Source organism: Bacillus sp. SM2101 (genome assembly GCF_018588585.1).
Taxonomy (GTDB): Bacteria; Bacillota; Bacilli; order Bacillales; family SM2101; genus Nanhaiella; species Nanhaiella sioensis.
Map to the genome: position 1 here is coordinate 324,661 of NZ_JAEUFG010000001.1, position 19,873 is coordinate 344,533.

Sequence of the window (19,873 nt, forward strand, 5' to 3'; positions counted from 1 at the left end):
ATAACCGACAAAATACATTAATGGGACTAAATAAATTACTATTTAGTCCCATTTTATAGTTAGCCTTTTTATGTAAACTCTGTACAATTCTTCATCCCTATGTATCATTATTATTGGATACTATACTTTTTTACATAAATGTAAAAGGGTCTGTATTTATTTCAGAAGCAATAATATTCACTTTAAAGTTTTTAGAGGCAACTTGCTTACGCATCATTTCTACAACACCCTTTTTCATCACTTTTTCGACGTTATGACCTGGATCCACAATATTTAACCCAGCCTGCATTGCATCATGGGCAACATGATAATATATATCACCAGATACATATACATCTGCACCTCTCATCTTTGCTTGGCTAATATATTTATTACCGTCTCCTCCCAAGACAGCAACTTTCTTAACCTTGTCTTGTAAATTACCCACTACTCTTAAACCTTCCACATCTAATTTGCTCTTTACAAAAGCTGCAAAATCTCCAAGTGTGAGCTCACTTTGTAAGTAACCTATCCTACCTAACCCTTTCATTTCTCCCTTATTATCAAGGGGATAAATGTCAAAGGCTACTTCTTCATAAGGGTGTGCCTTAAACATTGCAGATAGTACTTTTTTTTCTAGGTTTTCTGGGAAAACCGTTTCTATCCGCTGTTCTTTTACTGTTTCCAGTTTTCCAGCTGTTCCTATATAAGGGTTAGCATTTTCCTTAGGTAGAAATGTGCCTACACCTTCTGAACTGAAGGTACAGTGACTATAATTACCGATAAATCCAGCGCCGGCATTGCCGATTGCCTCTTTAATTTGATCAGCATGGGCCTCTGGGACGGTTACAACTAATTTTTTTAAATTCAACTCAAAAGTAGGAACTAACACTTCTACTTTTGTAAGCTCAAGTGCTTTAGCTAATAAATCATTTACCCCACCTTGTGCAACATCTAAATTTGTGTGAGCAGCATAGATGGTAATATTATTTTTTATACATTTTTCGATAACCCTTCCATCAGGTCGATCGGTAACGATATTTTTTAATGGTCTAAAAATGAGTGGGTGGTGAGCAATAATTAAATCAACACTATTTTCTATCGCTTCATCGATAACTGTTTCTAAAACATCTAATGCAACCATTACATGACGAATAGGCTTATTCAATGTCCCTATTTGAAGCCCAATTTTGTCACCCTCCATTGCAAGATGCTTAGGAGAAAACTGCTCAAATAATTGAATAACTTCAAATCCATTTGGTGTTTTCATGTTAAAGCCTCCGTTACTAATGTAATTTTTTGTTCAAGTTCCTTTTTCTTACTTAGATTATCGTAGGAGTGAGAAGCATGATCTAATTTTGCTAAAATCATTCGCCAATGCTTTAATTCATTTGTCCATTTTCGCTTGAATGAATCATTATTCTCCTTTACTAAAAATGGACCTACGAGTAGACCCTTTTCAATGTCCTCTTCATAAGGCTCATACGGTGCTCCTCTTTCAGCTACTAAAATTTCATATATTTTCTCATCTTCCTCTAAAATGGTTTCAGCAATTAACTCCCACCCATTTAAAATAAACCATTGTCTTACATGCTTTGCTCCCACATTAGGTTGTAGAATTAACCGCTTGACCCCAGAGAGCTTTTCTTTGCCTGTTTCTAGAATGTCACGGATTAGCAGTCCACCCATTCCTGCAATGGTTATACAATCGACTTCTCCTCGTTCGATTACTGACAAGCCATCACCTTTTCTTACATCTATCACATTATTTAAATGACAAGAGGTCACTTGGTCATTTGCAGATTGAAACGGTCCTTCAGTTATCTCTCCTGCAATTGCAAAAGTTATCTTTTTTTGTAAAAAAGCATAGCAAGGTAAATATGCGTGATCTGATCCAATATCAGCTAGCTTTGATCCCATTGGAATGTACTTTGCTACAGCTTCTAATCTTTTGGACAGCTTTAATTCGTTCATCTTTTCACCACTATCTTTATTTTGTATTCGATTATGAATGATCTAAATGAAAAAGTCCATTACCGAAGTATGGACTTTGCATCATGTATAAGGTTTAGCCTATTTTAATGTTGTTAGCCATTCAGCCATTGCATCCAATTGATCAGCTGGAACTAATCCTCCTGGCATTGTGCCTTTTCCGTTTGCTAAAATATCTTTAATTTGATCCAAATCTAACTTGTCACCAACACCTAGAAGCGCTGGACCAGCTACGCCTTCATAATTTCCACCATGACAGCCAATACAGCTCCCATTATAAATTTCTTCTGGAGATTGTACGACTTCTTCTTGTGGTTCCTCTTCACCTAGTGCAATCTTTTCAGCGTCTCCTAAACCTTTGAAAGAAAGGAATAACATAAGACCAATACCTAAAACCGCGATTAGTGCATAAGGCACTAGTGGATTTCTGTTCATTTCATTTACCCCCTTATGTAAAAAATGAAGTCAAGTAGTAATTATATTTTACAAACAACTTCTATTTTACTTTAAAATAAATAGAAGGAAAAGTCCTAATTCAAAGTTCTTATACATTTTGAAATTTTATTACGAAAATATACACATATTATTGATTAAAACATAAGGGGTTATACGAGTTAACAACCAATTTGTCTTGCAATGACTAATCTTTGAATTTCTGAAGTGCCTTCACCAATTTCTAACAGCTTAGCATCTCTCATCAAACGTTCAACTTGATACTCTTTCATGTACCCGTAGCCACCATGAATTTGTACAGCTTGACTTGTAACTTCCATACATATTTCAGAAGCATATAGCTTACACATAGCGGCCTCTTTCGTAAATGATTTTTTATGGTCTTTCAGCCACGCGGCTTTGTATACCATATTTCTAGCAAGCTCAATCTTTAAGGCCATATCAGCAAGCTTAAATTGAATGGCCGACATTTTTGAGAGGGGTTTACCGAACTGAACTCTTTCATTTGCATATGCATGTGCCTTTTCAAATGCTGCTTGCGCAATTCCTACTGCCATAGCACCAATACCAATTCTTCCTCCATCTAGCGTGATTAAAAACTGTTTTAAGCCATTTCCTCTTGTTCCTAAAATGTTTTCTTTTGGAACCCTTACATTACTTAATACAAGTTCTGTAGTATTTGACGCATTTAACCCCATTTTTTCATAATTATCAATGATTGAAAAGCCTTCCACATTTGTTGGAACTATTATGGAGCTTATTTCTTTTTCATCCCCATTTCTACTTGTAACTGCAGTTAATGCTAAGAATTTAGCAAAGCTAGCATTAGTTATAAAACACTTATTACCGTTAATCACAAAATCTTCACCATCTTCTACCGCCTCAGTCATCGTTCCACCAGCATCAGATCCAGCATTTGGCTCAGTTAGCCCAAATGCCCCTAACGATTCACCATTACATATAGGAGCCAAGTACAGTTCCTTCTGTTCATCAGAACCAAATAAATTAATAGGTGCCCCACCTAAAGAAATATGTGCTGAATAGGTTATTCCTGTAGAGGCACATGCTTTACTTAATTCCTCAACTACGATTGCAAAACTAATTGTATCTGCACCTGCACCCCCATATTCTTCTGGAAATGGAAGACCCATTAATCCTAGCTTTGCCAATTTGTTAAATATCTCTCGAGGAAACATTTTATTTTTATCACGTTGAATTGCTCCTGGAGCAACTTCCTCCTGAGCGAATTCTTTTATGGTTTTTTGCAAAACTTGTTGTTCCATTGTTAAGTCAAAATTCATATATTTTCTCCTCTCAACAAAATGTATACGCTTACATTCCATTATAAGGTTAATTAATGAATTTTCTCAACATTTTAAAATATTTAAAAACTTATTTCTATAACCATTTGCAAAACACCTAACAATTCAGTACAATAAATTACAAGAAATGTTATAAAAAAAAATAGTTCACTCCAACTTTTTAGTTGAAGTAAACTATTGTGATGGAAAAATAATCGAAGACAAGATTATTCTAGAAAATCTTTTAGTCGCTTACTACGACTAGGATGTCTTAATTTACGCAGTGCTTTTGCTTCAATTTGTCGTATACGTTCACGTGTTACTCCAAAAACTTTGCCAACCTCTTCTAGAGTTCGCGTTCTACCGTCATCTAAACCAAATCGAAGGCGAAGTACATTTTCTTCACGGTCAGTTAACGTATCTAAGACATCTTCTAATTGTTCTTTCAATAATTCATACGCTGCATGTTCAGAAGGTGATGTAGCATCTTGGTCTTCAATAAAATCTCCTAGGTGCGAATCATCTTCTTCCCCAATCGGTGTTTCAAGTGATACGGGCTCTTGTGCAATTTTTTGAATTTCCCTAACTTTATCTGGTGTTAAGTCCATATCTTCAGCAATTTCTTCTGGAGTAGGTTCTCGACCTAAATCTTGTAATAATTGTCTTTGAACACGAATTAATTTATTTATCGTTTCGACCATATGAACAGGAATACGTATTGTTCTCGCTTGATCTGCAATAGCACGAGTAATTGCTTGACGAATCCACCAGGTTGCATACGTACTAAATTTATATCCTTTTTCATAGTCAAATTTTTCAACCGCTTTGATTAAACCCATGTTGCCTTCTTGAATCAAGTCAAGAAACAACATACCACGACCAACATAACGCTTTGCAATACTTACTACTAATCGAAGGTTTGCCTCAGCTAGACGACGTTTTGCTTCTTCATCACCTTGTTCAATGCGTTTTGCTAGTGATATTTCATCTTTAGCAGATAACAAATCAACACGGCCAATTTCTTTTAAATACATCCGAACTGGATCATTAATTTTTACTCCTGGAGGTACACTTAGGTCATTAAGGTCAAATTCTTCTTCTTTCGCTAGATCTTGGACGTTGGGGTCTTTATCTTCATCACCGTCACCAATTAATTCTACACCTTGTTCACCTAAAAATTCATAATATTCATCCATTTGGTCTGATTCAATTTCAAACCCTGACATACGTTCGGCGATCTCTTCATAAGTAAGTACCCCGCGTTTTTTCCCTACCTCTGTTAATTGTTCTTTTATTTGGTCAAGTGTTAATTCAGTATCAATATCTTTAGAACGAGCTGACTTTTCAGCCATCTGTCCCCCTCCTTCCAAGCTTTTCACGAGGAACTAGTTATACAATAAGTCCCTATTTAAGAGATCTTGATATTTGTATAATTTCGTTCGCAATGGTTGCAGCCTTCACAAAATCTTTTTGCTGTTCGGCATTTTGTTTTTCTAGCTCTTTTTCCTTTAGTTTCAAAAGTTTTGGATATGTTAATACATGGTTTATATAATCAGTAAGCTCTTGCTCTGATACATCATCATTAATAGCCAACATTGCAATTTCTGATACTGTTTTTTGAAGGTTTCCATCTTGGACATGTTGGATGAACGAGCTAACGTCAGCGTCATTTCCTTCCTCATAAAATGCATACAGATAAGTAATTATTGCCCTATGTTCCTCAATGTTAAAGTCGCCTTGTATTGTTTGTTGAACTTTAAATGCAATGTCCTTATTACGAAGCATATGTGCAATTAGGAAACGTTCTGCATTTTGATATGCAGGTAATAGTTTTGTCTGAGTATGGGGTCTAAATGATATTTTATTACTATTCCATGTATGATTATCCTTTTTACGATGTCCCTGTTTTTGAAGTTGGCTTAATTGTTGCTGCAATGCGTCTAATGATATAGAAAACTCACTAGATAGCTGCCTTATATAGTGGTCACGTTCAACCGCCTTATCTACAATGCTTATTTCCTTAAGTGCTTCATCTATATAACGCATGCGCTCCCCTTCATCTTGAAGGTTTTTGCCTCTTCTTAAATATTGCATTTTAAATGACATTAACGAAACACTTGCCCCTATTACATCGGTATTAAATTTTTCTGCACCATATTGTTGAATGTAGTCATCAGGGTCAAAGCCTTCAGGCATTTGCGCAATTTTCACAAAGCATCCTTCATCAGATAATAGCTTTGAAGCACGAAAGGATGCTTCGATTCCTGCATTATCAGAATCATAGCAAATGGTAATTGATTCAACATTTCTTCTTATTATCCTTGCTTGCTCATCAGTTAAAGATGTTCCCATCGTTGCAATTGAATGTTCAATGCCACACTTATTTGCAGCTATTACATCTCCAAATCCTTCAAAAAGAATAACATGCTGTTGCTTTCTTATGTGCAACCTTGATTGATGAAAGTTATACAATAGTTTTCTTTTGTTAAAGATAGAGCTTTCTGGACTATTTAAATACTTTGGTTTTTCATTTCCAAGCACCCTTCCAGAGAATGCTACTACACGTCCCTGATGATCATATATCGGAAACATAATACGGTTACGGAACCTGTCATAAAATGAACCATCCGCGTCCTTTTTAACAATTAATCCTGCTTTTTCTAATAGTATGGCGGAAAATCCTCTTTTCATCAGAAACTTTGAAATGAAATCCCAAGAATCCAGGGCATACCCAATCTCAAATTTTTCTATCATCTCTTTCGTAATGCCTCTATTAAGCAAATAATCCAAGGCGTCTTGGCCTTCTTTTGTATTGACAAGTAAATGATGATAGAATTTTTTCAATAAGTCATGCGCTTCAAGCATCTTAGAGCTCTCATTAGATTTTGCCACTTCAATAGGAGCAGTTGTGTATTTGCTTACATCAACATCTACCTTTGCTGCAAGGCGTTCTGCTGCCTCTACAAAAGAAAGGCCTTCAAGTTCCATTAAAAAAGAAAAAGCATTTCCTCCAGCTCCACATCCAAAACAATGGTAAATTTGCTTTTCTGGAGAGACCGAAAAAGAAGGCGATTTTTCTCCATGGAATGGGCAAAGTCCGAAATAGTTTCTCCCTTGCTTCTTCAATTGTACATATTCACTTATTAAATCAACGATGTCTGTTGAGTGATGTAATTGTTGGATAACTTCTTCGGGAATTCGATTTCCCATAACTAACATCTCCGTGTGATAAAGTTATTCTCTATTTATGATTTAATTCCTGCAAGTTTCGACAAAATTTTTTTAAAAGATTTGATAAAATAGTTACGATCATTTGATGAAAACGCTTTTGGACCTTTTGAATGGTGTCCAGCTCTCCGTTCTTTTGCTGAAATATACCGAAGCTGTAGCATTAAATCCATGTTGTTTTCATGATATATTTTTCCACGTGGAGATATGACAACGACACCTTTCGGTAGGAGAATACTCGCCAATCCATGATCTTGTGTAACGACAACATCATTTGCACATACTTTGTTCATGATATGTAAATCCACTGCCTCTTTAGCTGAATCAACAAAGATCCACTTAGCTCCAAGGTCAGTTTCTGAGACATGTGCATACGATGCGATAAAGGTTACATCTGCGACATAATCTTTTGCAACTTCAACAATTTCTGATTTTACTGGACAAGAATCAGCATCTACAAAGATCCTTACAACTTTTTTACTATATCTCTCTATTCTACATCACTCCGAGGATTCCTTCTTTTCATAGATACTCCTTATCATAAATACAAAAGTAACAAATTTGTTACTTTTCTTTGTCGAATTATTTTTAAGTTTACCCCTTGACAACTTACAATAAATAGTTTATTCGTAATAACCAAACTCTAAACCTTTTTTATCACAATTTTTTATTATAATATAAAGTTCAATGATTGGCTATACAAATAAAATAAATATAAATCAAGTTTAAGCATGAAAAAAATAACAACAAACTTTATTGCTACTTTAGTCTTTATTGTTGTTTTTATATTAAAAACTAAGCTCATATTCAATAACATATAGTGATATCATTTGTAAAACAAACAGTTAGCACCTAAAACTACGTGTAGTTAGTCTATATCATCGCTGTTTTCGTATTTATTATTGTTTTTCGTCCTTAAGGTTTACACGAATATACAACTAGAGGTAGTGGCTTCTGTTCTATATCGATCACAAACATATAAAAACACATGTTGCGATCCATAAAAGTTTGCGAAAAGACGATTTATATAAATTCACCAACCCATTGGGCTGAATGCTGAATATACTAAAGCACATATCACTGAAAAGTGTATGCGCTAAATTGTACGATTATTATAGATGTTTAAAATTGTATTTGCTGTTTCCTCTACCGCTTTATTCGTTACATCAATAACATCACAACCAATCTTGGTAATAATATTATCGAAATAACTTAACTCTTCATTTATTCTATCTATATTTGCGTATATCGCTTTATCATTCAGCCCTAGAGACTTCAAACGCTCTTTTCTTATATAGTTTAATTTTTCAGAGCTTATTTTTAACCCAAAGCATTTATTAGCAGGTACTTGAAATAGTTCGTCAGGAGGGTCAACTTCTGGTACGATTGGTACATTTGCCACCTTTAGACGTTTATGAGCTAAATATTGTGATAATGGAGTTTTGGAAGTGCGTGACACACCAACTAAGACAATGTCAGCTCTTAAAATCCCTCGAGGGTCCCTTCCATCATCATACTTTACAGCAAACTCAATAGCCTCAACTTTCTTAAAGTACTCGTCATCTAACTTTCTAACCATACCTGGTTCTTGGCGAGGTTTCGTATCATAAGCAATTTGCATTTTATCTATAAGTGGACCAATAATATCATAAATTACAACACCTTCACGCGCTGCTTCTTCAATCAAAAACGTACGCATTTCTGGAATGACTAACGTATAAGCAATAATTGCATTATTCATTTTTGCTAGTGAAACTACTTCGGTAAGTGTAGAAGTATCCTCTACATATGGCACTCGCTTAATTTCAATGTTCGTGTTGCTAAACTGACATATTGCCGCTTTTACAACAAGTTCTGCTGTTTCTCCTACAGAATCAGATACTACGTATATTTGTGGGTTATTCATCCTATTCCCCCATTTCAGTATATTAATAGACTTACAAATTGTTTATATTAATTCATCTTCCTCTATTGCTACAAGTACCTTTGTCATATTTGTTTTCGTAATTCTACCGATTACTTCATATCCTTTGTCTGTTTCTTTTATGACTGGTAATGCATCAATTTGTTTTTCAATTAATATTCTAGCAACATCAATCATTAAGTCATCTCTTTTACACATCGTTATATTCGGCATTCTTGTCATAATAATATTAACAGGAATTGTTGTCAACTCTTGTTTACCGATACTAGCTCTAAGTAAATCTTTCCTTGATAAAACCCCAACGAGTGAAGTGTTATCATCTACTACGAACAGTGTACCAACATCTTCTAAAAACATTGTACAAATAGCATCATATACCGACACACCTTCATTAACTACAACAGGAATTGATTGGTAATCTTTAACTAAGATTTTCTTTATTTTATCGCTCAACAGTTGTGAACCAGTCTTTCCTGTATAAAAATAGCCAACACGGGGTCTTGCTTCTAAGTAGCCTGCCATTGTTAATATAGCTAAGTCAGGCCGTAAAGTCGCTCTTGTTAAATTTAATTGGTCTGCAATATGTTCACCGGTGATAGGTCCATTGTCCTTAACAATTCGTAGTATTTGCTCCTGTCGTTTACTTAATTCGATTGTAATCACCACCTTTAATTTTAGCCATTGTGATATATACTCCTATGTAGTTTGTTACTACAAGATATTATATACTAAGTTGGTAGCTTTGAAAAAACCTACTGTATGTTTTAATACAATAGGCTGATGTTAAATACATTATAGTTTATTTTTCAAGTTGTCTAATTGATTTAAAAATCTTTTTGATTTTAACGCTAACCCTGAGTATTCATCATAATATGCAGCTATGATTGTCTTTAATTGTTGCTTTGTTTCAGTTTTAACAGAAATCCTGCCTAATCTACTTAGATCATAATAGTAAAAAAGTCGTAATAATCTTACTGTAGCCTGCGATATCTTCAAATGATGAGCATCTTTTCCATAACACCTATGACAGATTAAACCACCTTCTTTTATAGAAAAAGCAAACTGTCCTTCACTATTATGGCAAATGGCACAATGATCTAACACCGGATGTAACCCTAATACTTGTAAAATTTTCATTTCATAAATGAAGGTTAATATTTCTAAATCTTCTCCCTCATTCATATAGTTGAGTGTTTGATAAAGTAATTCGAATAAAAAAGGGTTTGCTTTTAGGTCTTCCGTACTTTTATCGGTCAGCTCTACAATATATGACGCGTATGCAGTACGAAATATGTCTTCACGAATAGCTCGTAATGATGAGCTCGCTTCTCCTTGTTGAAGGTTGCCTAGTCCACTCCCTTTTTGTATTAAGAAATGGCCATAAGTAAATAGTTGAGTAATTGAGGCTAGACGACTATTAGGCTTCTTTGCTCCTCTAGCCATTACTCCAATTTTACCTGCTTCCCTAGTAAATAGAGTAACAATTTTGTTTGTTTCACCATATTCATTTGTTCGGATAACAATTCCTTCATACTTTTGTAACAAGTTTTGTCCACCACCAAAAATTCAGGCAGATCACGACATTGGAAAATCTAGTTTTGCTAGGTCATTCTCTTTGTCTTCGGGTCCTCCATCGTTTTCCTTCTCTAATTCCTTAAAAAGAAGGTACGTATCAATGTTACCTGTTCGACTAAATATATTCCAGGTAAAATCTAACATAAGAATCCCACCTTTCTGATGATACACGCTAGCATATAACTTCCAATCCCTATGTTTAGGGTGAGCACTCCTGCCAATATCATGTTACACAAATTTTGTTAAAAGGTGTTTCTTAAACGTCTACCCCTATATTTTATGGGAAAAAGTCCAGGATGACAACTTGTCCAAATCGATATCATTAATAATCTTCTTCATTAAAACCAAAGTCTCGAATATGTGTCAATTTGTTGCGCCAATCTTTTTGAACTTTAACCCAGAGTTCTAAAAACACTTTCGTTCCTAATAATGTTTCAATGTCATGTCGTGCCCTTTTTCCAATTTCTTTTAGCATCTTTCCTTGCTTTCCAATAACTATCCCTTTTTGAGAGCTTCTTTCCACTATTATCGTTGCACTAATATAAATGGCATTATTATTCTCTCTTCGTTTAATACCGTCTATTACCACTGCAATAGAATGCGGAATCTCTTCTCTTGTTAGATGTAGTGCCTTTTCTCTAATTAACTCAGCAATAATAAATCTTTCAGGATGATCAGTTACCTGATCTTCCGGATAATACTGAGGCCCTTCAGGTAAATATTTTTTTATTTGGTCTAACAGCGTTTCGACATTACTGCCTTGTAACGCAGAAATCGGAACAATTTCTTTAAACGCATATTTCGTTTCATATTGCTTAATTAACGGCAACAAGTCATCAGGATGGATTTCATCTATTTTGTTTACAACAAGGAAGACTGGCGTGTTCACCGCTTGTAATCTTTCAATAATATATTCATCACCACGGCCAATTCCTTCAACAGCATTTACCATAAATAGGACGATATCAACTTCTCTTAAAGTATCCTGCGCTACCTTCATCATGAAATCGCCAAGCTTGTGTTTCGGTTTATGTATTCCTGGTGTATCAATAAAAATAATTTGACTGTGGTCTTCCGTATAAACCCCTTGGATTTTATTTCGTGTCGTCTGAGGTTTATCACTCATAATTGCTATCTTTTGACCAATTACATGATTTAAAAAAGTTGATTTTCCAACATTCGGCCTACCAATGATTGATACAAAGCCTGAATGATATTTTGTAGTATTCATCAAAATCCTCCAAGATGTCGTAAAATAGTAAGAAACATACAAAACGATAGCCCTTGAGTGCATCAAATGTGACTGAAGGGGAATGCACAAAGCGCCTTGTTTATCCCTGATAAGCACTGGAGTCATTTCATTTGAAGGCGCTTTTGGCCTTCTAGTGCAATGACGAAGTGACCCGAGGGGATAGGCGCTGGTGCTAGACAATCCGAAATGCAGAAGCGCCTTGTTCATCCCTGATAAGCACTGGAGTCATTTCATTTGAAGGCGTTTTTTGCCTTCTAGTCGAATGACGAAGTGACTCGAGGGGATAGGCGCTGGTGCTAGACAATCCGAAATGCAGAAGCGCCTTGTTCATCCCTGATAAGCACTGGAGTCATTTCATTTGAAGGCGTTTTTTGCCTTCTAGTCGAATGACGAAGTGACTCGAGGGGATAGGCGCTGGTGCTAGACAATCCGAAATGCAGAAGCGCCTTGTTCATCCCTGATAAGCACTGGAGTCATTTCATTTGAAGGCGTTTTTTGCCTTCTAGTGGAATGACGAAGTGACTCGAGGGGATAGGCGCTGATGCTAGACAATCCGAAATGCAGAAGCGCCTTGTTCATCCCTGATAAGCACTGGAGTCATTTCATTTGAAGGCGCTTTTGGCCTTCTAGTGCAATGACGAAGTGACTCGAGGGGATAGGCGCTGGTGCTAGACAATCCGAAATGCAGAAGCGCCTCGATTATAAAAACAATATAAGTTTTGGCAGAAAAATAAGTATTCCAATCATAACGGAAATAATCGCAAAAAGCAAAACTGCTCCAGCTGAAATATCCTTGGCAAGTTTAGCTAATGGATGGTAATCATTTGTAATTAAGTCAACTGTTCTTTCAATAGCTGTATTTATCATTTCCAGACTCAACATTATGCCTATTGTAATGATGATTGCCACCCATTCTATTGGAGAAAGTCCAACAAATAGTCCTAAAAATAACACAACAATGGCGATATTAATATGAATTTTAAAATTTCTTTCCTTACTAGCTACATGTTTAATTCCATTTATCGCAAACAACAAACTGTTTCTAAATTTATTATTATTTCTATCTCGATAGCCCATATTGTTCAAGTAATTCCTTTTGTTTAGTAAACATAATTACTTCTTCTTCTTCGGTCTCGTGATCATAGCCAAGCAAATGCAATAATCCGTGAACTGATAAAAAAGCGAGCTCCCTCTCAAATGAATGTCCATATTCTTCTGCCTGTTCTTCTGCTTTGGTTGTAGAAATGATAATATCTCCTAGCACTACAGGAAGCTCTATCCCTGTAATTTCGATTTCATCCTCCCCCATTTCTTCCATAGCAAATGAAATAACGTCAGTCGGTTGATCTTTATTTCTATACTCTCGATTAATTTCTTGTATGCGCTCATTGCTAACAAATGTAATTGATATTTCTGCTCCGTCATCAATATTTTCTCTTTTTGCTACAAATTGTAAGATGTCTTCCACCAAGTTTTGATGTCCATCTCTCACATTTTTTGTTTCGTCAATAAAATCGATAATTAAACTCATGCCTCTTTCACCTTCTGTCTCGTTGCTTCTGGATATTCAATTCTTGAGTGGAATATCCCTTTTAAAGTTTCACATAGAGATGATGAAACAACATCAAGCTCTTTCAAAGTTAAATCGCAATTGTTCAGCTGCCCATCTTGTAATCGATCTGCAATGATATTCTTAATGAGCTTTTGAATTTCTGCTGAACTAGGATTTGTTAGCGAGCGTACTGCTGCTTCTACACTATCTGCAATTCCTATAATGGCAGCTTCCTTCGTTTGTGGTTTTGGCCCTGGATAGCGAAACTCTTCTTCTGATATAGGAATTTCAGATTGCTGTTGAGCTTTATGATAAAAATACTTTATTAATGATGTTCCATGATGCTGTGCTGCTATATCCACAATTTCAGTTGGCAACTTGTGTTTCCTTAACATTTCTGCCCCTTCTGTTGCATGTGCAATGATTATATTTTTACTTAGTTGCGGGGCAATATTGTTATGAGGATTTTCGATATTCATTTGATTTTCAATAAAAAATTGAGGCCTCTTCGTCTTTCCTATGTCATGGTAATATGAACCGACTCTTGCTAATAAACCATTGGCACCAATGGCTTCACATGCAGCCTCAGATAGATTTGCAACCATTACGCTATGATGATATGTCCCTGGAGTCTCCACTAGTATTTTCCTTAACAAAGGATGGTTTGGATTTGACAGTTCTATAAGTTTTATCGTCGAAAGTATGCCAAAACCTGCTTCTAAAAATGGCATAATTCCGATTGTGAGAACAGCTGCTGAGAGACCTGAAAATATCGCCATTGCTACGTAAATTCCTATTTCCAATAAAGAATATTGTCCGTTTTTCAGTAACATGATTGATGTAATTACAATAATATTAATTACCGAAATAAATAGACCAGATTGAAGAATTTTTGCACGACGGTTAATTCGATCTAAGAAAAACACACCTACTAAGCCACTACATAAAAAGTAAACACCAATCGAAAAATTAAAAGAACCAATAACTCCTTCGTTAAACATAATACTACCGCACACAGCAAATATCGTACTAGTTAATACCGCTAAGCGATCATTTATGAACACCTTGATTAACAAAGGGCCTACAGCAATTGGAGTTAAATAACCAATATCTGACCATCCAAACTGATGCAGTAAACTAGTTCCTTTCATCAACAAAATCGTTATAGTGAATATGATTGTATATAACAATAAGTCCACATTCTTATTAGACCTTTTACTTTCATCTCTAGAGAAATGGTATGCAACTGCTGCTAACATCAAACCTATCATTAAGCCAAGTCCTATAAAAGGCTGAAAAGAACGTTTATTTTGGACTAAATCAATTACTTCAAGCTTTCTAATGATATCTTGAGTTATCAGCTCTCCTTCCTCTACAATAATTTGACCTTGAATAATCATCACGGGCTCCACAGCGTTCCTTGCCTGTTCCCGTTTTTCCTCGGTAGCTTCTACATCATAAATCATGTTAGGAATAATGACGAATTTCACTAACTTAGATATCGTATTCCTTAACGAAGATTTAACATTGAGGTACTGTAATTCATTCTCTGCTTGTCTTTTTGCACTTTCTATTTCATTAGTACGGAGTTCTTCACTCATAATATTTTGGACTACTGTAATAGCTTTCTCTTGAGCACTTATTAATTGCTCAGGCGTAGCTTGAAATAGAACTTCGATCTCCTGATCTGTGAATAGATTAACTATATCTTCTGGCATCTTTGTTTTGAGTAACTCTATTTTTTCTTCATCAGTCGGTTCTAAGCGTTGTGTCTCTAATTCAGCTTCTTCATTTTCTATGCCTTCTTCGTTTTCAATAACCGCTCTTATATTTGCATATTTTTCGTTCAATTCTCCATTGACTTCATCAATCCAAGAAAAAAAGTCAGAAATTACATCTACGCTATTTTCTTCATATTCTTTCTTTTGTAAGAATACATCCTGTACCTCTCCAGCAGCTTCCTTTCTTTTTCGCTCAGTCATTTCTTTATCTTCTATCGTTTTTGGGGAGTATATCGTTTGTTCTGCATCATTGTGTAATTGGATATTGTACTTCTTTGGCTCTACGTTACTATATAAAGCAAAAAATATAACCGCTGCTATAACAACATAAAAACCGATATGAACAAACTTATATTCTTTTAGCAATGTTAAAAGTTTTTTCATATATTCGATTAGTTTCATGAATTTTGCTCCCCTCCTTTGTTAGAAAAGCTGCTTTTGCCGCAATGTTATTTTTCATACTAGGCTCTTTTCGTAAACTTTGTTGCTATCGTTCCTGAACTAGAATATAAAGAAGACGTTTTAATATACAGTCATCATTTTATAGACGAGATGATGACACGATATCTAGTTGTATCCGTGATTATGTTTCTGTACGAAAAACAAATAATCTATGCGAAAACAGCCTTATACTTAGGCTAAAACACGATACAACTAGCTTACCTTAACTTCTTATCCTTAACTAAACGATGAAAACCTCTTAGAACCTCGTATGGCTGTTGGATGTCTTTAAAAGAGCAACAATGTTACCGAACAATAACCGTAACAAACATTAGCATAGAATATATATAGGAAATTGACCCATACAATCATTTGCAAGGGTCATAAGCTTTATAAATTGGCTTTGTCATATGCTGTAATAATTCTACTCACTAAAGGGTGTCGTACTACATCTGATTGTTCTAGAAAAACAAAAGAAACGCCTTTAATGTTCTCCAAAATTTCCTTTGCAATAGCCAACCCTGAAGTTACTCCTTTAGGTAAATCTACTTGAGAAATATCTCCAGTAATCACCATTTTTGAATCGAAGCCTAATCTAGTTAAGAACATTTTCATTTGAGCAGGTGTTGTATTTTGAGCTTCATCCAATATAATAAATGCATCGTCTAATGTTCTACCTCTCATATACGCTAATGGGGCGATTTCAATAATCCCTCGCTCAATTAATCTAACGGTATGTTCAACTCCTAAAACATCATGGAGGGCATCATACAATGGACGTAAATATGGATCTACCTTCTCTTGTAAATCTCCAGGTAAAAATCCAAGATTCTCCCCTGCTTCAACAGCAGGTCGAGTAAGAATGATTCTTTTGACATGTCCATTTTTTAATGCGTTCACTGCCATTATTACTGCTAAATACGTTTTCCCTGTCCCTGCTGGTCCAATACCAAACACCATATCATTATTCTTAATTGATGAGATATAGTGACGCTGTCCGAGAGTTTTCACGCGAATTGATTTGCCTTTTACTGTTACAGCAATTTCCTCTTTAAAAAGTTCATCAAAATATTCTAGCGTGCCTTTTTTACTTAGTTGAATGGCATATAAAACATCTCGTTCACCAATTTGAATACCCTTTCTAATTAGCTTCAATAACTGTGTTAGTATCTCATCAGCTTGCTGTACATTCTCATTGTCACCAGATACACTTACTGTTTCACCACGGGTTACAATCGTTACTTGTAGTTCTTCTTCAATACGCTTTAAGTTAGTATCATGAATACCAAATAATGAAATGGCTTCATTTGCGTTTTTTACCTGTTGTTTTATCGTTACTAACGCTTCTGACATTATTTAATCTCCTTGAATGATTGGCTTCTCAATTGCGATATTCTCTATTACTGTGTAAATAATTTCTACCTTTAATTTACCATTCTCATTCGTTTCGTGCAAAACTTTTTCTTCTTTTATAGTTGCATCTTCGTCAAGTTTAGTTTGCAATTCTGTTCGTGCAGATTCAATTGCCAGTTCTTTTGCTTGCTTCACTGAATAGACTCTTTCAACTGTCTCTGTTTCCCTTATCACATTTTTCATATATGATACTGGCAGCTTCCAATTTAATAAATGAAGATCTTTTGTTGTTTCGTATGCTTCATAATTCCTATAGTCATTTTTTGCAAATCCCCAAAATGGAAGAGTTACACCCCCAAATGATAATAGATGCTTTGACTTTGAATTACCAGTAAGTACATGTATTGTTTGGGATAGTGGTGTTTTCACTGTTGCCCGATACCATGTTTCACCATATACCTTTCCACGTGCAGCGACTATTTGAGTATTATCTTCTTTTCCGATCATTCCACTTACTAGTAATTCTCCTTTATTGACATGTTGATTGATTTCAACAATAGCCTGACCTTCTTCTACAAACATCTCAGTAATTACTGATTCTTTTTTTGCTACTAAGTGTTGAGGTCCAATTTGTTCTGGTTCTTCTGGTTCTTCCTTCTCAACTACTTGAAAATGATATGTAGTTCCCCTTAGTTCTACACCAATCCAAGTAATTGAATCAATATTGTTCGTTAACTGCTGTTGAATAACATCGACATCTTCAAGGAGAAATTGTAATTTCCCTTTTTTAACACCCATTTCATCTAAATGTTGATATATTTGATGCTCAGTTTGAGGTTGTGCGCCATCAATTTCAATCTGCCAGACGATATTCGATAACAGAATCATAATGACAAAAAAAAGTAATACCCCAAGTAAAAAACCACTATTCGTAAGTACTTTTTTCATTAGGAAAGGTAGTCCAACTTTTTGGATAAAAAAAAGCTTACAGTCAAATGTTCTTACAACTCTTCTTACCTTACTAACATCTTTCAGTAACATAAAAAAAGTAACTGATTCTGTTCCCTGTCTCTTAACATTCCATATATTTATATCATTTTGAATACATTGATTTATAAATCGTTCAATACCTTTACCTTTAGCATTTACCTGAATAACACCAGTCATAAAGTTCAACCACTGATTTTTCATTTCTTCCCCCTTAATTAGTCATTAATATATGTAACTTGTTCGATTTTCCCTTCCAATAAGAGCTCCTCTGGTTGAATCATTTTGATCACAAAGGACTCCCCTTTTATGAGCAGTTGACCTTGCTTTAACAATAATCGCAGTTCATCATCAGAAAATGAAAGCAATCCCCGGTGGTTTTCAATATATATGTGTAATTGCCCAATCATTGTTATGCGGGGAAGGTCCATCGTCACATCTGCGGGTAGTTCTAATTTATTTGTAAGCCAATTTCTCATTTGGTGCCGCAATTTCTTCATAATAAAAGAACCCCCTTTCAACTCATGTTTATGAGTTAAAAGGGGGTTCTATCACTATAATTTCTTATCTAGATTGACCCATTTTCGACTGTGAATGGTGTGAGATTGGCTGATATGGTTTTTTTCCTCGTGGAGCTCCAAGAATTTCGCTAAAAATAACTCCTTGGACAACACTCTTTTTCGTTATCGACAGCTTATTTTCCTTCTGCACCTGTTTAGAGCTTTTCTTCTGCATTGGTTCAGTTTTTTCTATTGATTGATTGTTCCGTTCCCTAACAACTTCTTTTAATTGATGATATAAATCTACTTTTGACTCAACAACTTCATTTTCGTGTTCCACAGTACTTGTTTGAGGAATATGCATGTCTTCCACTTCATTAAAAATAACAGGCTTTTCTTCATTTGTTGTTGAAGTTCTTCTTGAATTAGAAGCCCCTGATGAAAAACCTTTAAATATTCTAGAAAACACACCAAACAAAATCACTAATAAAACTATATTTGATATGAAGAAATCTATAATTTGCTCCATTAGGAGTCACCCCCATCATGAATGCTACGATTGTTCATCTTCATCTTGATCGTCAGTAAGCTTTCCTATAGAGTCTCTCATATTTGTATCAGCATCTATATTTTTCAGACTCATGTAATCCATGACTCCTAGCTTACCTGTCCGTAATGCATCTGCCATAGCGAGAGGAACCTCGGCTTCGGCTTCAACAACTTTAGCTTGCATCTCTTGAACACGAGCCGTCATCTCTTGCTCCTTGGCAACAGCCATAGCTCTTCGTTCTTCCGCCTTAGCTTGGGCAATATTTTTATCTGCTTCAGCTTGATCTATTTGCAACTCTGCCCCAATATTTTTACCGATATCAATATCGGCAATATCAATCGACAAGATTTCAAATGCCGTTCCTGAATCTAGACCTTTCGCTAACACTGTTTGAGAAATTAAATCTGGGTTTTCTAAAACTTTTTTATGATTACCTGAAGAACCAATTGTACTTACAATCCCTTCACCTACACGGGCTATAACTGTATCTTCTCCAGCACCACCGACTAAGCGATCAATGTTTGCACGCACTGTAATACGTGCTTTCGCTTTTACCTCTATTCCATCCATTGCAACACCCGCAATAAATGGTGTTTCAATTACTTTAGGGTTAACACTCATTTGAACTGCTTCTAATACGTCACGACCAGCTAAATCTATCGCAGCACAACGTTCAAATGACAGCTCTATATTCGCACGCTGTGCGGCAATAAGAGCGTTCACAACTCTATCTACGTTACCTCCTGCTAAATAGTGGCTCTCCAATTGATTTGTACTAACATTTAAGCCAGCTTTTACTGCTTTAATTAACGGATTGATGACCCTTGACGGAATAACTCGACGTAACCTCATTCCGATTAAAGTGAAAATACTTACTCTTACACCTGCAGCTAGAGCAGATATCCAGAGCATAATTGGAACAAACGTAAATAATACGGCTAAAACAATTATGACAAGTGCTACAGCTAACAATACTAAAATAGTTCCAGTGTCGAATTGCATAAA

20 protein-coding genes are annotated in these 19,873 nt (G+C 35.4%); all 20 read right to left on the reverse strand.

The features are described from left to right. Positions 1-130: 130 nt before the first annotated feature. Positions 131-1,249 carry a Nif3-like dinuclear metal center hexameric protein gene (locus tag JM172_RS01625; RefSeq protein ID WP_214480288.1) on the reverse strand — a complete coding sequence of 373 codons (1,119 nt, stop codon included), beginning with the start codon at positions 1,247-1,249 and terminating at the stop codon, positions 131-133. Then, positions 1,246-1,953, reverse strand: coding sequence for a tRNA (adenine(22)-N(1))-methyltransferase (locus tag JM172_RS01630; protein ID WP_214480289.1), 708 nt, complete (start codon positions 1,951-1,953; stop codon positions 1,246-1,248). Before JM172_RS01630 ends, JM172_RS01625 begins: the two co-directional genes overlap by 4 nt. 99 nt (positions 1,954-2,052) lie before the next feature. Next, positions 2,053-2,406: a cytochrome c550 gene (gene cccA, locus JM172_RS01635; RefSeq protein WP_214480291.1), complete on the reverse strand. Its 354-nt coding sequence runs from the start codon at positions 2,404-2,406 to the stop codon at positions 2,053-2,055. Between the two features lie 179 nt (positions 2,407-2,585). Then, positions 2,586-3,725 carry an acyl-CoA dehydrogenase family protein gene (locus tag JM172_RS01640; RefSeq protein ID WP_214480293.1) on the reverse strand — a complete coding sequence of 380 codons (1,140 nt, stop codon included), beginning with the start codon at positions 3,723-3,725 and terminating at the stop codon, positions 2,586-2,588. Between the two features lie 227 nt (positions 3,726-3,952). Then, a complete protein-coding gene (gene rpoD, locus JM172_RS01645; RefSeq protein ID WP_214480295.1) occupies positions 3,953-5,077 on the reverse strand; it encodes an RNA polymerase sigma factor RpoD in 1,125 nt (374 codons plus the stop codon). 52 nt (positions 5,078-5,129) lie between these two features. After that, the gene (dnaG, locus tag JM172_RS01650; RefSeq protein ID WP_214480296.1) at positions 5,130-6,935 is read right to left on the reverse strand and encodes a DNA primase; all 1,806 of its coding nucleotides are present in this window, start codon (positions 6,933-6,935) and stop codon (positions 5,130-5,132) included. A gap of 35 nt (positions 6,936-6,970) precedes the next feature. Continuing rightward, positions 6,971-7,447: a YaiI/YqxD family protein gene (locus JM172_RS01655; RefSeq protein ID WP_214480449.1), complete on the reverse strand. Its 477-nt coding sequence runs from the start codon at positions 7,445-7,447 to the stop codon at positions 6,971-6,973. Positions 7,448-8,049: 602 nt separating this feature from the next. Then, positions 8,050-8,859 (reverse strand): pyruvate, water dikinase regulatory protein, encoded by an 810-nt coding sequence (locus JM172_RS01660; protein WP_214480298.1) that lies wholly within the window; start codon positions 8,857-8,859, stop codon positions 8,050-8,052. A gap of 42 nt (positions 8,860-8,901) precedes the next feature. Further along, entirely contained in the window at positions 8,902-9,540 is a 639-nt protein-coding gene (gene ccpN / locus JM172_RS01665) for a transcriptional regulator CcpN (RefSeq protein WP_214480300.1), read from the reverse strand. Between the two features lie 129 nt (positions 9,541-9,669). Then, complete coding sequence (gene recO / locus JM172_RS01670; protein WP_214480302.1) at positions 9,670-10,422, reverse strand: DNA repair protein RecO; 753 nt, start codon at positions 10,420-10,422, stop codon at positions 9,670-9,672. A gap of 30 nt (positions 10,423-10,452) precedes the next feature. Continuing rightward, the gene (locus JM172_RS01675; RefSeq protein WP_214480303.1) at positions 10,453-10,596 is read right to left on the reverse strand and encodes a YqzL family protein; all 144 of its coding nucleotides are present in this window, start codon (positions 10,594-10,596) and stop codon (positions 10,453-10,455) included. Positions 10,597-10,774: 178 nt separating this feature from the next. Further along, positions 10,775-11,683: a GTPase Era gene (era, locus tag JM172_RS01680; RefSeq protein WP_214480304.1), complete on the reverse strand. Its 909-nt coding sequence runs from the start codon at positions 11,681-11,683 to the stop codon at positions 10,775-10,777. 720 nt (positions 11,684-12,403) lie between these two features. Beyond that, the gene (locus JM172_RS01685) at positions 12,404-12,781 is read right to left on the reverse strand and encodes a diacylglycerol kinase family protein (protein WP_214480305.1); all 378 of its coding nucleotides are present in this window, start codon (positions 12,779-12,781) and stop codon (positions 12,404-12,406) included. Next, positions 12,765-13,235 carry an rRNA maturation RNase YbeY gene (ybeY, locus tag JM172_RS01690; protein WP_214480306.1) on the reverse strand — a complete coding sequence of 157 codons (471 nt, stop codon included), beginning with the start codon at positions 13,233-13,235 and terminating at the stop codon, positions 12,765-12,767. The genes JM172_RS01685 and ybeY overlap by 17 nt, the downstream gene beginning before the upstream one ends. Then, complete coding sequence (locus tag JM172_RS01695) at positions 13,232-15,439, reverse strand: HD family phosphohydrolase (RefSeq protein ID WP_214480307.1); 2,208 nt, start codon at positions 15,437-15,439, stop codon at positions 13,232-13,234. Before JM172_RS01695 ends, ybeY begins: the two co-directional genes overlap by 4 nt. A gap of 429 nt (positions 15,440-15,868) precedes the next feature. After that, complete coding sequence (locus JM172_RS01700) at positions 15,869-16,831, reverse strand: PhoH family protein (protein ID WP_214480308.1); 963 nt, start codon at positions 16,829-16,831, stop codon at positions 15,869-15,871. Positions 16,832-16,834: 3 nt separating this feature from the next. Then, positions 16,835-18,022, reverse strand: a complete 1,188-nt coding sequence (gene yqfD / locus JM172_RS01705; RefSeq protein WP_214480310.1) for a sporulation protein YqfD — start codon at positions 18,020-18,022, stop codon at positions 16,835-16,837. Between the two features lie 14 nt (positions 18,023-18,036). Next, entirely contained in the window at positions 18,037-18,321 is a 285-nt protein-coding gene (yqfC, locus tag JM172_RS01710; protein WP_214480450.1) for a sporulation protein YqfC, read from the reverse strand. Positions 18,322-18,382: 61 nt separating this feature from the next. Continuing rightward, positions 18,383-18,847, reverse strand: a complete 465-nt coding sequence (locus JM172_RS01715) for a hypothetical protein (RefSeq protein WP_214480311.1) — start codon at positions 18,845-18,847, stop codon at positions 18,383-18,385. 24 nt (positions 18,848-18,871) lie between these two features. Next, positions 18,872-19,870, reverse strand: coding sequence for a flotillin-like protein FloA (gene floA, locus JM172_RS01720; protein WP_214480313.1), 999 nt, complete (start codon positions 19,868-19,870; stop codon positions 18,872-18,874). Between the last annotated feature and the right edge of the window lie 3 nt (positions 19,871-19,873).